The following is a 15,011-nucleotide window of genomic DNA, read 5'->3' as shown; positions in this document are numbered from 1 at the left end:
CTATTCTACCTGCCTTTCCCCCAACTTGTTTTTAATGGTTTTACGTGGTTCCAGCTCGCTGGATCGCTTGATACCAATCACCTGTGCATTGGTTCGCCATAGCTGGCTATAGCCTTCATTGTTTCGCTCCCATTGCGACAATGAGAAATATTTAATTTCTGCAATCGTTTTGTCTGTATTATCCAAAATGAACCGCAAATAGCTGTCCTTCTTTGATGCTTTCGGATCAATAGTCACTTTGCCATGCAGTTCCTTTGGCAGCCTGAAATAGACCTGATCATTGGAATCTCGATACTGCTGCTGCTTGAAAATCGTTCCCTTGGCCCCATCCCACTGATAGAACGAAACAAAATACGGAACCTCATCCAGTGGCCTGTTGGACCAGCCTTTCGGCTTCTCCAAATTGCCAAATTCCAGAATGCCATCACCATCTACATCACCGCTAGTAATGGTAGCATCCTTAAAGGTCACATCCATGAGATCAAGCTTTTTGAGCTTGCCGTGGTCCATCACAATGACATTGGACACCGTAGTCGTCTGAGCAATCTTGGTATCTATAATGATCCCCTGCCTACCCTCGGCTACCTTACCAGCGACCACATTGTAGATACTAAGAGCCTGACTGTCCAAATCCAGCGATCCGATTTCCTTAAAGGTTCCCCCGCTGAATTGGAATGTTTTGACCGTGAAAAATTCATTGCGACGCAGCAGGATAATCGTCAAGTCATTCAAATTGTCCCCGTTCAGGTCCATCTTGTTATGATTAAAGTCGTCTACGACGAAGTCCGTATAACCTGTAGCATATATTTTCTCCAAAGTTCCTCCGGTATAGGAATACACGATAAGTCCCTTCTGATCGCCACCCTCACTGCTATCCCCGCTGGAAAAGCCTGCTACAATATCGAGCGTGCCATCATTCGTTACGTCGACCAGCTTGAACGATTCCAGCACCGTACCTTCCCCGTCAAACGTCAGCTTCTTTACCCACGTTCCGTTCTGATCCTCGAACAAGGCCCCGTGTATTTTTACACTTTCATCTGGCGTTTCGTAAAAAAGCACTGCTTCGTCCGTACCATCATTGTTCAGATCCCCCGTCCGAATGGGCGTGGGGTCATCGGGGTCATTGGGTCGCAGAGGCTGTACCATTCCAAGCTGAGTAATCACAGCACCATTCAGCTGCTGTTTCTCGTCAGACATCATCGGTGCCTGCATCAGCGAAATTGGATCGCTAATGACATTACAGCCGCTTAAAAATCCAACAAGAAGCAGTGATGTGCAGCAACCGGTTAACATTCTCAACAACATCATTTTCACTTCTCTTGCCGTCCCCTTCACAATTTGTTCTTTTCCGCCTGTGTCAGTCGTCTGCCCTGAATATCAAATACGAGTTCGCCGCCGTTCAATCCCCATATACGGGAAGCAAAGCGTTCAGCCATCTCCAGCGGCAGTACGGTGATTACCGTCACCCGTTCGTCAGAGCAAAGCTTGCGGAAGGTATCCATCACATGAGCTGCTGAAGTCGGATCAAGTCCATTTACAGGCTCATCAGCCAAAATGACCTTAGCCCCGTGAACGAGCGCACGCGCAGTCGCTACCCGTTGCCGCTCACCGCCGCTAAGCTTGTCGCATTTGTCATGCGCCTTATCCAGCAAGCCCAAATCCTCCAATACATCCATTGCTCCCATATAATCGTCAGAACGCACCATCCCGGTCACCATTCTCCATAATGGAGTCTGACCCGATCTGCCGATCAGCACATTTTTGAGAGCGGTCCGATTCATATTTAAATGCGGATTTTGCTCCAGATATGCCCATTCCCGCTTTATTTTCATTTTGCCCGTCCATCCGGATTTCAGCACATCCTGGCCATCTACCATCAGGCTGCCTTCCTCCCATGGCTCCTGCAAAGCAAGACAGCGCAGCAGTGTGGTTTTTCCACTTCCGCTCGGTCCCACTACGGCTATCAGTTCGCCCGGGTGAATTTCAGCATTAATCCCGCGAAGTAATGGGGTCCGTTCAGGCCCCACTTGCTTGGTCAGCTTCTGTATTCTAATCATCTTTGTGATTCCCCTTTGTCCGCCATCAATACTATCTATAGTTTATAGTAAATGTGAAACAAATACCATGCAAACCGCAGTTTTATGCCGTCGATATTATTTTTCGAAATAACAATCCCAACAACCCGAAAACGATTTATCTGCCCCCGAGAACCAGAAACATGCTGCCTTGGGTTTCATAGTCCAGTAGCGCTCCGCTAATGTTAGGTCCAACCACAATCCAAGCAGACCCAATGCAAACCCCAGCTCAATATCTTAAAATGAATGTTAAGGAATGATTTGCATTTGATTCCATAATCAATAGATATTCTTACTACCATGTATAGCGGTCATGCAAATACAGCAGAATACATGCGAATTTCGGTATTTTTAGTGCATAAAAGAAAAGATGAAAAAAATCGCCATCTGAGATGACGATTTTACGGAAATTCTGTCTGATATGTAATCGACTCCGCATCGTTAGAGAGTCTTGTATGTTCAATCCGAACCCAATCACGTCACAGCGCACTATTTTATATTATAGTGGACAATGCCCAGCAGAACAAGCCATAATAAATAAGTGAGCATTTTGAAATTGCTCATGTTTTGCTTATGGACGGGCTTAATTACGTTCACCGCTCTGGGCTCGAAGACAGAATAGGAGGCATTTGATTCCATGAGTTATCAAATTAAAATAGACACTTCTCCAATTTACGAATTACTAGGCAGCTTTATGGCCTATGTAACCAAAAAATGGGTACACGATATGGACCTGGGCCATGAGTGGATCGACAAAGTGGATGCACGGCTACAAAACGAAGTTCGCACCGAGCTGGCTACAACGCAGAATTGCCCTTTTAGCGATTATGACGCGCTTTATGTTTGGGCTTTGCTTCGACCGGAATCGGATGAAATATCTGATTATATCGCTTATTTGGACCACGGCCCAGATGAAGATATGTTCGAGCTGATTGTTCCTCATGTTCCTTTTTTAACCTTTGAAGAATCTTTGCGCATTCGCAAGGTGTACGCCCCTCTCCTCAAATTATGGGACCGGGACTACTTCCGGGCAATGGAAAGCGAACTGCGTGTGCTGGCAGAGGAAGACGCTGCAGAAAAACGTATGCTTCTGAACAAAATGGAACCGGAAGCATTGGTTGAATACGCCACAGCCGGACTGATCGTGCCTCATATGGAAGATTTGGATACAGTTGTTCTGTTTCCAGTCGTCCATAACCGTCCGATCAATTCGTACTGTTTTTATACCCGCATGCTGCTAATCCAGTATCCGGTAGACGTTCCCGAAGAAAGCGAGGAAGAACCGCCTACACTCCTGCTTCGGCTGACTCGGGCGGTAAATGACCCGCAACGTCTGCGGATTCTGCGTTACGTGGCTCAAGGCCCTAAATCTCTCGAAGATATGCGTCATGATTTGAGCCGATTGGAAGACACGCTCATGTCTGATATGATGATTTTGCGAGTAGCTGGCCTGCTCCGTATCCACATTGGACGTTATCACAAGGAAAAATTCAGTATTCGCCCCGACGGAGCGGCTGATATACAGGTATTTTTGGAATCCTATATCGGACTGTAAATGGAGCTGTGCCCTACGTTATAACCGAACTTCGTTAAAGCATTGGCTTGGAAGGAGTATGCAACATGTCGTATCCGAAACAGCACATATTATTCGATCTTGATGACACTTTGGTCCACTGCAACAAGTATTTTGATCTTATTCTCAACCACTTTTTCGATTTGCTTCAGGAATGGTTTGCAGCCCATAACCTGATAAAAGATACAATTCGTGAAAAACAAATCGAAATTGATGTGGCTGGTGTCCATCAGGTGGGATTTGCCAGTGAGCATTTTCCTCAGTCCTTGATTGATACGTACCACTTTTTCTCGGAGCAATTCGGACGCCGTACAGATCCTCGGGAAGAGCAGGAGCTTCGCTCGCTTGGCCGAAGTGTGTACGAGCAGGAAATTGAGCCATATCCCGGAATGGTCGAAACGTTAAACTCGCTCCAAAAAGCCGGACATTCCCTGCATCTCTACACTGGCGGTGAGCAGGTCATTCAGGAAAAGAAGATTGAACAGATGAAACTGACTAACTATTTTGATGATCGCATCTACATTCGCCAGCATAAAAATGTCGAGGCTCTGGAGGAAATTATTCAGACGAACCGTTTTGACCGAAGCATCACCTGGATGATTGGAAACTCCCTGCGCACCGATATATCTCCCGCCCTTGCGGCAGGCATTCATGCCGTGTATCTCAAGCAGCCCAAAGAATGGGTTTACAATATGATTGAGCTGCAAAAAAGCGTTAACTCCGTGATGTATACGATACAGAAGCTAACAGAAGTACCCCGAGTCATACACGAAAGCATTCAATTGCATCAACAAAAAAGGACTCTCGGCTAGAGAGCACCGCTAATATCCCCTTCAAGTAGACACTCCAAAAAGTCCACATGGTATCATGAGGCTAGAGAGAACTTGGAGTGGATATTTTTTTCACTTATCTAATTGTCAGTGATATAACCATTCAATAAATGTTCCACGGATAAAATCCGGTCAAAAAGACTAAAGACTTCTTCCGAATCGTAAAGATTCTCCAATACGCTGACCTCCATCATTAAACGTCCCGAAAGCGTAGCCGTTGTGAGCAATAACGACTGGTTTTTGATGGAAAAATAGATGGTATCCACCCATTCCTCCATAATCGGATACGATATAACTCCCAGATTGGACAAGGTGATGGTAAAATTCCACAGGTGGGATCTTTCAGGCATTGTTTTCATAACCAATTCAAGACACTCTTGTTTATATTTCCGATATGAATTGGAAAACGAAGCAAAAAAGAGCGACAACGCATAAGGAACCCCCCTTTTGAACCATTTGAACGCGGATTTCACCTGTTTTTCCAAATTTCCAGCCCGGAAAAATTGCATTGGTAGGCTTGCGACGTAATTGCCGTGCATAGTTTCCGGCGAGTAGTTATGCAGAAACTTCAAATCCATAGACATGGAGACAAACACGCGTTGCTTGTCGGGAGCATGCTGCAATAGTCCATCAGTCATTCGATAACAGATGTATTCGGTTAATGTCATTTTTAGGCTCCGGCAGCGCCGTAAAATCTCACCAGTCTCCTCTTTGCTGAATCTATACGATTTTTTAATATAACCGCCGCCTTGCTCTGGCCTTCTGCCATAACTCAAATCAACGGTTTCGCCAGCGCTTGTCCCTTTTCCCCTAACCCTGGACATAAAACCGGCAACAAAAACCGGCATCCACATAAAAGCGGAGAATCTTCTTTTCATACGTAACAGCCTGTCTTTGGAGACGTCGCCCTTTGCCGCCTTATTTTCCGACTCGGGATCTGGTTCGCCTGAGTAATATTCCAGCCATCTCTTGATCCAGAAAACCAGGCTCAGCCCATTAGCCACCGCATGGTTCATCGCAAATATCATTGTATATTCATTTATAGGGTAAATACGAAACGGAAGTCTGGCATTGGTCGGTCTGTACTGGGCCAGTACCTCCTTCTCCGTAAAATATTGGGAAAGCTTCAGATTTTCAGCCTCCAGAAATTGTTCCAGCTCTTCCTGAGAAAAACGCCCCCATACAAACGTGTCTTTTTCGAATGGTTCCACCCTTTTGGCTTGCAGCAAAGGGTTGTCCAGGATGAGCGAACGGTAGCTGGAAAACAATTTTTCAGCGTCGATTCTTCTTTTAAAAGTAACCGTTGCGATCATGCTGTTGGATAATATATAATCTTCAGTTCCGAAAAAGTAGGTGCTCGCCAGTTTAATCGCATCCATTTTTCTCCCTCCTTCCCTTCGTTCTTTTATATAAACCCTACTTTTCTGGCATGATCCATCATTAGCTTCGCTTTTTGACCGTCCAGCCTGGACCACTCAAACCCCAGCTCCTGCAAAATACCATCAGTCTTCTTGTTCATCGTCATGAACAATGTTTTGTTTGCTCCCTCAAAAAAGACATTGGAATGAAGAATCCGGGCAACCTTCTGCTCTGTCTCTGATTCATCGTACTTTTCAAACATGTATTCGGTAAAATCCTCCACTGACATCGGCTTTACATTTATATCCGCCTGCTTCAAAAGCTTGGCAAAAGCTATCATGCTAACCTGATGGCTGTTAAACAGATGATAGGTTTCGTTGATTAGATTTTTCCGGTCGAACAGGAGTACAACTGCCTTGGCCACCTCATCCACAAAGAAGAAGTCCATGGTTTTATCTTGAATTGTGGGTAATCGGCCAAGTTTGATCATCGACTTTACCAACGAATAAAATACATTATCCGAAATATTTTCCTGGAATATCCCCGAATTAGAATCAAACACGAGGTTCCGACCCTGAACACATTGGAATCAAGCCCTACTTCCCTTGCTCTTACAATCTCTTTCTCGGCTTCGAGCTTCGTCATCACGTAATAGTTATCAGAGCTTTGTTCGACATTGCAATCATATTCAGTGAACATGATGCTGCTCTGGTCTTCTATCCAGCCACTACCTACGCTGGTGGTGGAAACGAAATTGTAGGTCTTTTTCTTCCCTGTGCCAGCAAATTTGATCAGTCTTGCGTTCCCTTCCACATTGACCGCTTGAAATTCCGAGTAATGCCCAAAATGCTTCACATTTGCCGCCGAGTTAATGATCGTATCAATGCTTCCGACCAAATCCCTATAGTGCTCCCGGCTCAGTCCAAAGCAGGTCCTCGGTTAAATCTCCGCAAAACACGCATACTCTGTCTTTCCAGACATTCTGCCCATCAAGCTCAAGGCCAAAATGGAACTTCAGCTTCGCCCATAGTCTTTCGAGCGCCTCTTCGTCATTCGTTCCCCGAACAGGTACATACACCTTATATTCCGTATTTTGCAGCAGTTGAAACAAAATATGGATTCCCAGATACCCGGTTCCTCCTACCAGCAGAACATTACGGTAGTCAGCCCGTTCAGAAAGATCGATGTTTTCATAACCCTGATTTTTCTTCCGGTATTCTTTGAGACTCTCGCGCATTTTCCAGACAACACCAGGTACGCCGTTTTCTCCGGAAGCTGCCGCTTCCCGTAAGGTGTACACAAATTGTTTTAATCTGTCTTTGGAATACTTAATGTTATCCGCCAAGGCCCGAATCGTCGGATATTGAAAGATGTCGTTAATGCCCACTTCAAAATCAAGCGCCAGCCTCGAAACCACCTGAATCGCCTTGATCGAAATTACCACCCAGCTAAAGAAATGCTCATCAATTCCAATCGACTCTATGCCGAGAATCTCCTGCCATACCTTCTGGATTTTCAAATCAAAGTCATTTCTTGGGCTGCTGACTGTGTGGTCGCTTCCCTGCCATTCAGGCTCGGGTAGTGCCTTCCGGTCAATTTTTCCGCTCGGAGTCATCGGCATGCCATCCAGTTGCATAAGCTGGACGGCACCATATAATCAGGCAGCTCCTGCATAAACTGTCCCCGTAGCTCTTCCGCTCCCGGTTCGTCCTCTGCTGTAAAATACGCCGCCAGATACTTCTCGCCTTGCTTATCTTCCCTCGCGATCACCGCCACTTCCCGGACAAGCGGCTGCTTCATTAGCTGCGCTTCGATTTCCCTCAGCTCAATGCGAAAGCCCCGAATTTTCACCTGATCGTCGATTCTTCCCAAAAATTCGATATTCCCGTCCGGCAGCCAACGCACCAGATCCCCTGTCCGGTACAGCTTCTCTCCAGCTTCGTAAGGATTCGCCACAAACTTCTCCGCCGTTAGCTCCGACCGGTGCAGATATCCCCTGGTCAATCCGTCTCCTGCAATGCACATATCCTCGGCTGCTCCGAGCGGCAGCAGCTTTTGGTTCCTGTCCAAAATGTAAATCCGGGTATTGGCAATCGGTTTTCCAATCGTTACCGATGGATACCCCATATCCTCTTCCCGGTACGTCCACGCGGTTGCAATTACGCTCGATTCGCTCGGACCATAGGCGTACATATACTTCATGCTGTCCTTCCACCGCATAACCAGCTCTTTGGTAATCGCTGATCCACCTGTCACCAGTTTTTTCAGCGTCGGCAGCCTGTCCGGCTCAATCCCTGCCAGATAGGTAGGCGGCAGCAGCAGCGCAATCGTAATTTGGTTTTCGTTCATGAACCGTGCAAATTCGTTCAGATTATTAATAATATCCCGCGAAACCAGATACAGCGTTCCGCCTCCCAACAAAATCGTGAACATTTCCCAGACCGAGGCATCAAACGAACTGCTGGCAAATTGCAGCATCCGGTCCGATCCGTCCACACCCCATTGTTCCTGAAAGAAATGCTGGAGGTTGATGATTCCCTGATGTTCTACCATGACCCCTTTGGGTTTCCACGCGGAACCCGAGGTATAGATGATATAAGCCAAATCCTCCGGCTTGTTAACAGACTCCAGATTGGCATGGTCTAGCTCTATATGCCTTAGGCTTTCATCATCCAAATCCATGATTGCCCCGTGATAAGTGAGCTTGTACTTTTGCATAACCCTTATTTATTTTATCGGTTGGAAGCTTACAAATATTTAATAAAATGTTATATAAGCATCTCTTATGGGGAATTTTGGGGTGCGTAACAAGAAAAAAGATGACTCCTGATGAATTCAGTAATCATCTGATGACAGCCAAAAAAGCTTTCTTTTTCAATCTGTCGAAAAACATACTCTGTACCTGGTTCAGTTTTCCTCACGAACGCTAAGTTGCCCTGTACCTGGTTCATTCAGAACAATTCTTGCTTTGACGTTCGATCCATCTTTACGTTTAAAAGATAGCAGCTGTGTCTGCCCCTTCGTCAACAGAGACTTGAGCATCGTTTCCGTAATCTGCTTGCCAGCATATTCCTTCCAGACGACAAAGCCGCAGCCCTGCTTGTAGTGGCTGCACCCATACCCCTTGCGGCCTTCGATAATGCTCCCGCCACAATTCGACCGCGGGCAGCTGCCTAAAGCCTGCCTTTGGCCCGGCGAAGTGCCCAACGGCTCGGCGGACGAAGCTCGCGCTGCCCCGGCGCTTGAACTACTCCCAGCTGAACCCGATGCAGAAGCAGTACGCCCTCCTGCGCCCGATGGCACTTGCTCCAGTGACGATATTCCGACCGAGTTGTTGGTACGCCGTGACGGAGCGCGTGCTGCCCCTTGGGTGGTGATGCTTCCGCTTGCGTCTCCACTACGGGTGGCTCCCTTACTACCTGAGCGTTTGCCCCTCGCTTCCTCGCCAAAAGCGTTTGCTGGAGCCGGTGGTTGCTGCCTCACCTTGTCAATAATGGATAACGTAAACTTTTTAACGTTATCCATAAACTTTTCCTGGGCAGCTTCTCCCTTGGAAATTTGATGCAGACGGCGTTCCCAATGTCCTGTCATCTCCGGCGAAGCTAGCAGGTCGACCCCCGCGTTGCGGATCAGGTCAATTGCCATTTTCCCCTTATCCGTAATGAGAATCTTTTTGCCTTTCATTTCAATGTAGCCGACCTTCTTCAAACGTTCAATGGTGGCAGCACGTGTCGCAGGCGTACCTAATCCAGCATCCTTCATGACCTCACGTAATTCCTCGTTCTCCATCTGCTTGCCTGCGCTCTCCATTGCTTTTAGCAATGTGCCCTCTGTGTAGCTTTTAGGCGGCTGTGTCGCCTTCTCTTTCATCTCGGCGCGAATACAATCCACCAGACGGCCTGCATCAATCTCAAACTTTTTGTCCGTCCATTCATCTGTTTCCTCTTCTTCCTCTTTCTTCGGTGCTTTGTTCTTTTTTCCTTTATCCTGATCAGCCTTGCTCAGAACTACTTTCCAACCCAAGGACAGAAGCTCCTTAATACTTGTTTTGAACAGATGCTTGTCCACTTGGGTTATCACAGTATGCATTTTATATTCGGCAGGCGGGAAGAAATGTGACAAAAACCTGCGGATGATCAGGTCATATACATTTTGTTCCTCCTTACTGAGCGTTCCCGGTCTTTTCAGCGTAGGCAATATAGCATGGTGATCCTCAACACGGGCTGGATTGCAGACAGCTTTATTCTGTTTATGGACCAAATTGGGGTTCGCTTGCTGTACCAGATCAGCATAAGGACCTGTGCCCAGCATACGAAGCGCCTTGTGCATACCGTCTATATTTTGATCCGTTACATAGTTGGAATTAGTACGCGGATAGGAAATGACCTTATGCCGCTCATAGAGCGCTTGTGCTACATCCAGTGTTTTTTTGGCTGAATAACTATACTTGGCATTCGCCTCACGTTGAAGCAGTGTCAAATCGTACAGCTTGAAAGGATATTCCTTCGTCTGCTTCGTATCATATTTTGTGATTTCACCTGTTTTTCCGCGAACTGCCGCTGCTATCGCCTCAGCTTCTTCCGGCTTGGTCAGCCGATCTCCTTGCCACGCACCTTTATACTTGGTCTGATCTTGCTTAAACTCTGCCCACACGTCATAAAAGGTTTGAGACTGAAACGCTTCAATTTCCTTTTCCCGGTCATGAATCAATGCCAGTACAGGAGTCTGCACCCGTCCGACCGACAGTAACGCGTTATGCCGTGTTGTAAAGGCTCTGGAAGCATTCATACCGATTAACCAGTCTGCTTCACTTCGTGCCCGCGCAGCCTGAGTTAGAAATTCAAACTCCGATGCATCTCGCAAACGTTCAAAGCCTACTGCAATACTCTCCGCCGTTAAATCTGAGATCCAAAGTCGCTTGACCGGCTGACGAAGCTTTAACTGCTGTTGAATCAAGGCAAAAATATATTGCCCCTCTCGCCCCGCATCACAAGCATTCACGACTGCATTACAGCGTTTGGCCAACTCACCAATTATTTTCAGCTGATCTTTTGTTTTCGGATTCGGTACAATTTTAAACTGCTCAGGGATAATCGGAAGATCTTTAATATTCCATCGTTTGTACTTGGCATCGTATGCATCCGGCTCAGCGAGACCCAACAAATGGCCGATCGCCCAAGTTACAATGTATTTCTCCCCCTCCAAATAGGTACGGTTATTTTTGGCCCTCGGCTCCATAACAGCCGCAATAGTGCGTCCCATATCCGGTTTTTCAGCAATAATTAACGTCTTCATTCATATTCCATTCCTTCCTGACGGCCTTCTGCTTCCCTTCCTTGACTCACACGTAATAAACGAAAGGTAAATGAAATACAGGCAGGGCCTCACGCAAAAGGAGCCTTCTCCCGGCGAAAGCTCCTTTGTCCATTCATTTGGTCTAGCGCTCCAACAATATACGTGTATTATACCATAGATACCAACATTCTCTCAGGTGATGATTTACGAAGCCTTGTAACGCTAATAGTTACTGTCATTATCCATAAGGTCTATGTAAAAGAGCTATACAGGAAGATGATTTAAATGAATTTTCATCTAAAATCACTCCCCACATAACCACAAGAGTTATATTTATGTTATTATATATAACACATAAAACAAATTTTTGATTATTACCGCAAAATAATTTCATTTTTCAATAAAAAAGCTATACTTCACTCCTGTTTTTATGTTATGATCGCTGTATAAAACAGATCTAGAAATTTTAATAAAGTCATATTATATGACATTAAATTCACATCCCTTTACATACAATGATAACAAATAATGTTTTAGAAAAATCTCGTAATTCAATGGTATCCATTCGCATTTTACTAACCTGAGCACGCTAGTCCTTTAAACGCAACAAAGCCCCATCCGAGGATGGAGCTTTGACTGGATAACTAATATATAAATTATATTTACACCAAAACGGTAGCGCCCATCAGGTATTTATCGACCTCACGTGCGGCTTCCCGACCTTCATTAATGGCCCACACGACAAGGCTTTGCCCGCGACGCATATCACCAGCAGCAAAAACCTTATCTACATTCGTAACATATTTCCCGTAACGTGCTTTCACGTTGGAACGACGATCCGTTTCCAAACCCATTTGCTCCACAATCGTTTGCTCAGGACCGTCGAATCCAATCGCAATGAGAGCAATCTGTGCCGGGAATACGCGCTCCGTACCCGGAACCGGCTGATAGATTTTACACCCCGTTTCATCGACAATACGCTGAATTTGAATCGTGTGCAGCTCTTTCAAATTACCGTTCTCATCACCTACAAACTTCGTTGTCATGATGGAGAACTCACGCGGATCTTCCCCGAATATCGCCTTCGCTTCCTGCTGTGCATAATCGAGAGAGTACACGTTTGGAAATTGTGGCCAAGGATTGGCAATTGGGTCACGTTCCAAAGGAGCTTTGGCATGTGTGCCAAATTGAGTGACGCTTCGACAGCCATGACGTAAAGAAGTAGCTACACAATCCGAACCTGTATCACCACCACCGATTACAATAACATCCTTACCTTGAGAGGACAAATAGTTGCCATCTTCCAGGTTGGAATCCAGGTAGCTCTTGATGGTACCGTTCAAATAATCCATCGCATAATGAACGCCATTCAAATCGCTACCTTCAATGTTGAATTCTCTCGGCTTTGTGGAGCCACCACACAGTACAACCGCATCATACTCAGCATTCAGCTGATCGGTAGGAATATCCTTTCCAATCTCTGTATTCGTAATGAACTGAATGCCCTCCGCCTCCAGTAAATCCACACGACGCTGAACAACCTTTTTGTCCAGCTTCATGGAAGGGATGCCATACATCAGCAGCCCGCCAACACGATCCGCACGCTCATACACAGTTACGCTGTGTCCTGCTTTGTTAAGCTGCGCAGCAGCAGCCAGTCCTGCCGGACCCGAGCCGACAATAGCCACTCGTCTGCCTGTACGCTTCTCCGGCGGATTAGGGACAACCCAGCCTTCCTCAAAGCCTTTTTCGATAATAGCTTCCTCAATCGTCTTGATTGTAACAGATTGCCCGATCAGGCCGACCGTACAGGAACCTTCACAAGGTGCAGGACAGACACGCCCAGTAAATTCCGGGAAATTATTTGTTTTGTGTAGCCGATCCAGTGCTTCCTTCCACAAACCGCGATATACGAGATTGTTCCATTCTGGAATAAGATTATGAACCGGGCAGCCCAAAGTCGCTCCCATAATGTCCATTCCCGTATGACAATAAGGAGTTCCGCAGTCCATACAACGTGCCCCTTGGGTACGCAGCTCTTCTTCGGACATATGCTTATGGAATTCTTCCCAATCTTTAATACGCTCTGCCGGATCCCGATCTGTAGGAAGCTGTCGTGTGTATTCCATAAATCCAGTTGGTGTAGACATGTTACGTTCCCCCATCTCTTCGCTTATGAACCCCGTTCATCCATTCAGAATTTGAGCTAAAATTCGAATTTGTCTGTTTGTATCATGAAAGGATCTATTCTCGTTGAATTTGATTTATTGTATCACAATACAGCGCAAAAGTAATGAAAACTTATGCAACTTTCTGCATCAACAGCCAAAAGGATTTTTTATATGGTTCATTAATTTTTCAAATGAGTGAGGTCAAATGTATCCCAATCTTACTTCGTCCTCTCGTAAACGACAAAACGGTAGTCATACGGGTTTCTTTCATCCTTGACACCGGGAGTCTCACTGACTACATTCCAGCCGTTCCAATCCAGCTCAGGAAAAGTCGTATCTCCCTCGAAATTCTCATCAATCCTGGTGACGATTAGCCGATCAGCATGTGTCCAGAACAGTGAATAAATCTCTGCACCGCCGATGATCATCAGTTCTTCCTGAGCCGCCAATCGGAGACCTTCTTCCATATAATGGATCACTTCTGCGCCCTCCGCCAGATAGCTCTGATCACGGGTCAAAATAACGTTACGCCGCTTAGGCAGGCTTTTTCCGCCAAAGGATTCCCATGTTTTACGCCCCATAAGTACGGTTTTTCCGACCGTCTGCTCCTTGAAAAATGCCATATCTCTCGGCAGGCGCCAAGGAAGGCTGTTATCCCGGCCAATGACGTCGTTTTGTGCCATAGCCCAGATCATCGAAATGCTCATAACTCACAGCTCCCCCAAATCAGATAGCGACTGGCGCCTTGATACCCGGATGATATTCATAGTTCTCAAAAGTAAAGTCCTCGTACGTATAATCAAATATCGAATCCGGTTTACGAAGGATTTTGAGCTGAGGCAACGGATAAGGATCACGCTCCAGCTGCGTATGCACTTGTTGCATATGATTTGAATAAATATGCACATCGCCGCCTGACCAAATGAATTCGCCCGGCTCCAAACCACACTGCTGTGCAACCATATGCGTTAGCAATGCATAACTGGCGATATTGAAAGGAAGGCCAAGGAAGGTATCGACTGAACGCATGGTCAGCATGCAGGAAAGCTTCCCTCTGGCCACATAAAACTGAAATACAAAATGGCATGGCGGGAGCTTCATAGAATCGATTTCAGCCACATTCCAGGCGCTGACGATATGTCGTCGGGAATCCGGGTTGTTTTTAATCGCTTCAATGACATTTGCAATCTGATCGATATGTTGTCCGTCTGTTGTTTCCCACGCACGCCATTGCGATCCATATACAGGGCCCAGATTCCCCTGCTCATCTGCCCATTCGTCCCAAATGGTAACCCCGTTCTCCTTGAGATAAGAAATGTTGGTATCTCCCCGCAAGAACCACAGCAACTCATGGATAACGGATTTTAAATGTACTCTTTTCGTTGTCATCAAGGGAAAACCCTTGGCCAGATCAAAGCGGAGCTGTCTTCCAAAAACAGAAAGTGTTCCCGTCCCTGTACGGTCCTCTTTTTTTACTCCATTCTCCAATATATCCTCCAGCAGTTCCAAGTAATTGCGCACTTTATTTCTCTCCTTTAAGCATGAATAAACACCAGTATTCATAAAATCTGGACGTAACTGAACGTAAAACCGTTTCACGTTAACGAACAGCATCCAGTATTCCAAAGCCCGCAGCGTCAAATTCTAATCTGGAAAAGACCTGCTATTCTGCACCCATATCTATATTTATATAAGTTGAACTAAAGAA

General features: G+C 46.1%; 13 protein-coding genes. 2 read left to right on the top strand and 11 right to left on the bottom strand.

Annotated elements, in window-relative coordinates; genetic code table 11:
- Together ACIFO6_RS13280 and ACIFO6_RS13275 are read right to left on the bottom strand one after the other, a co-directional pair.
- Positions 1-1,335, bottom strand: coding sequence for a hypothetical protein (locus ACIFO6_RS13280; protein ID WP_044648477.1), 1,335 nt, complete (start codon positions 1,333-1,335; stop codon positions 1-3).
- A complete protein-coding gene (locus tag ACIFO6_RS13275) occupies positions 1,332-2,057 on the bottom strand; it encodes a phosphonate ABC transporter ATP-binding protein (protein ID WP_430041112.1) in 726 nt (241 codons plus the stop codon). The genes ACIFO6_RS13280 and ACIFO6_RS13275 overlap by 4 nt, the downstream gene beginning before the upstream one ends.
- A gap of 655 nt (positions 2,058-2,712) precedes the next feature.
- On the opposite strand from ACIFO6_RS13275, the gene ACIFO6_RS13270 reads away from it, so the two are divergent.
- Together ACIFO6_RS13270 and ACIFO6_RS13265 are read left to right on the top strand one after the other, a co-directional pair.
- The gene (locus ACIFO6_RS13270; RefSeq protein ID WP_430041111.1) at positions 2,713-3,630 is read left to right on the top strand and encodes an ArsR family transcriptional regulator; all 918 of its coding nucleotides are present in this window, start codon (positions 2,713-2,715) and stop codon (positions 3,628-3,630) included.
- 65 nt (positions 3,631-3,695) lie between these two features.
- Positions 3,696-4,460 carry an HAD family hydrolase gene (locus ACIFO6_RS13265; RefSeq protein WP_430041110.1) on the top strand — a complete coding sequence of 255 codons (765 nt, stop codon included), beginning with the start codon at positions 3,696-3,698 and terminating at the stop codon, positions 4,458-4,460.
- 98 nt (positions 4,461-4,558) lie between these two features.
- On the opposite strand, the gene ACIFO6_RS13260 is transcribed toward ACIFO6_RS13265, so the two are convergent.
- The 9 genes from ACIFO6_RS13260 to thyA form a co-directional block, all read right to left on the bottom strand.
- Complete coding sequence (locus ACIFO6_RS13260; protein WP_430041109.1) at positions 4,559-5,857, bottom strand: hypothetical protein; 1,299 nt, start codon at positions 5,855-5,857, stop codon at positions 4,559-4,561.
- Positions 5,858-5,883: 26 nt separating this feature from the next.
- Positions 5,884-6,327, bottom strand: a complete 444-nt coding sequence (locus ACIFO6_RS13255; protein ID WP_430041108.1) for a hypothetical protein — start codon at positions 6,325-6,327, stop codon at positions 5,884-5,886.
- Between the two features lie 5 nt (positions 6,328-6,332).
- On the bottom strand, positions 6,333-6,734 hold the full coding sequence (locus ACIFO6_RS13250; RefSeq protein WP_430041107.1) for an SDR family oxidoreductase: 402 nt from the start codon (positions 6,732-6,734) through the stop codon (positions 6,333-6,335).
- Positions 6,735-6,738: 4 nt separating this feature from the next.
- Positions 6,739-7,473: an SDR family oxidoreductase gene (locus tag ACIFO6_RS13245; protein ID WP_430041106.1), complete on the bottom strand. Its 735-nt coding sequence runs from the start codon at positions 7,471-7,473 to the stop codon at positions 6,739-6,741.
- Positions 7,449-8,519: an amino acid adenylation domain-containing protein gene (locus ACIFO6_RS13240; protein WP_430041105.1), complete on the bottom strand. Its 1,071-nt coding sequence runs from the start codon at positions 8,517-8,519 to the stop codon at positions 7,449-7,451. The genes ACIFO6_RS13245 and ACIFO6_RS13240 overlap by 25 nt, the downstream gene beginning before the upstream one ends.
- Before the next feature lie 225 nt (positions 8,520-8,744).
- Entirely contained in the window at positions 8,745-11,132 is a 2,388-nt protein-coding gene (locus ACIFO6_RS13235) for a DNA topoisomerase 3 (RefSeq protein ID WP_430041104.1), read from the bottom strand.
- A 662-nt stretch (positions 11,133-11,794) separates the two neighbouring features.
- Positions 11,795-13,282 carry a glutamate synthase subunit beta gene (locus ACIFO6_RS13230; protein ID WP_430041103.1) on the bottom strand — a complete coding sequence of 496 codons (1,488 nt, stop codon included), beginning with the start codon at positions 13,280-13,282 and terminating at the stop codon, positions 11,795-11,797.
- Positions 13,283-13,521: 239 nt separating this feature from the next.
- Positions 13,522-14,010 (bottom strand): dihydrofolate reductase, encoded by a 489-nt coding sequence (locus tag ACIFO6_RS13225; protein ID WP_430041102.1) that lies wholly within the window; start codon positions 14,008-14,010, stop codon positions 13,522-13,524.
- Between the two features lie 19 nt (positions 14,011-14,029).
- Positions 14,030-14,824 carry a thymidylate synthase gene (thyA, locus tag ACIFO6_RS13220; RefSeq protein WP_430041100.1) on the bottom strand — a complete coding sequence of 265 codons (795 nt, stop codon included), beginning with the start codon at positions 14,822-14,824 and terminating at the stop codon, positions 14,030-14,032.
- Positions 14,825-15,011: the final 187 nt, after the last annotated feature.

This window comes from Paenibacillus sp. NRS-1781 (genome assembly GCF_050467745.1).
In the GTDB taxonomy this organism is placed as follows: domain Bacteria; phylum Bacillota; class Bacilli; order Paenibacillales; family Paenibacillaceae; genus Paenibacillus; species Paenibacillus terrae_A.
The sequence above is the reverse complement of the archived record's forward strand: the minus strand, read 5'-3'. Positions and strand labels throughout refer to the sequence as shown.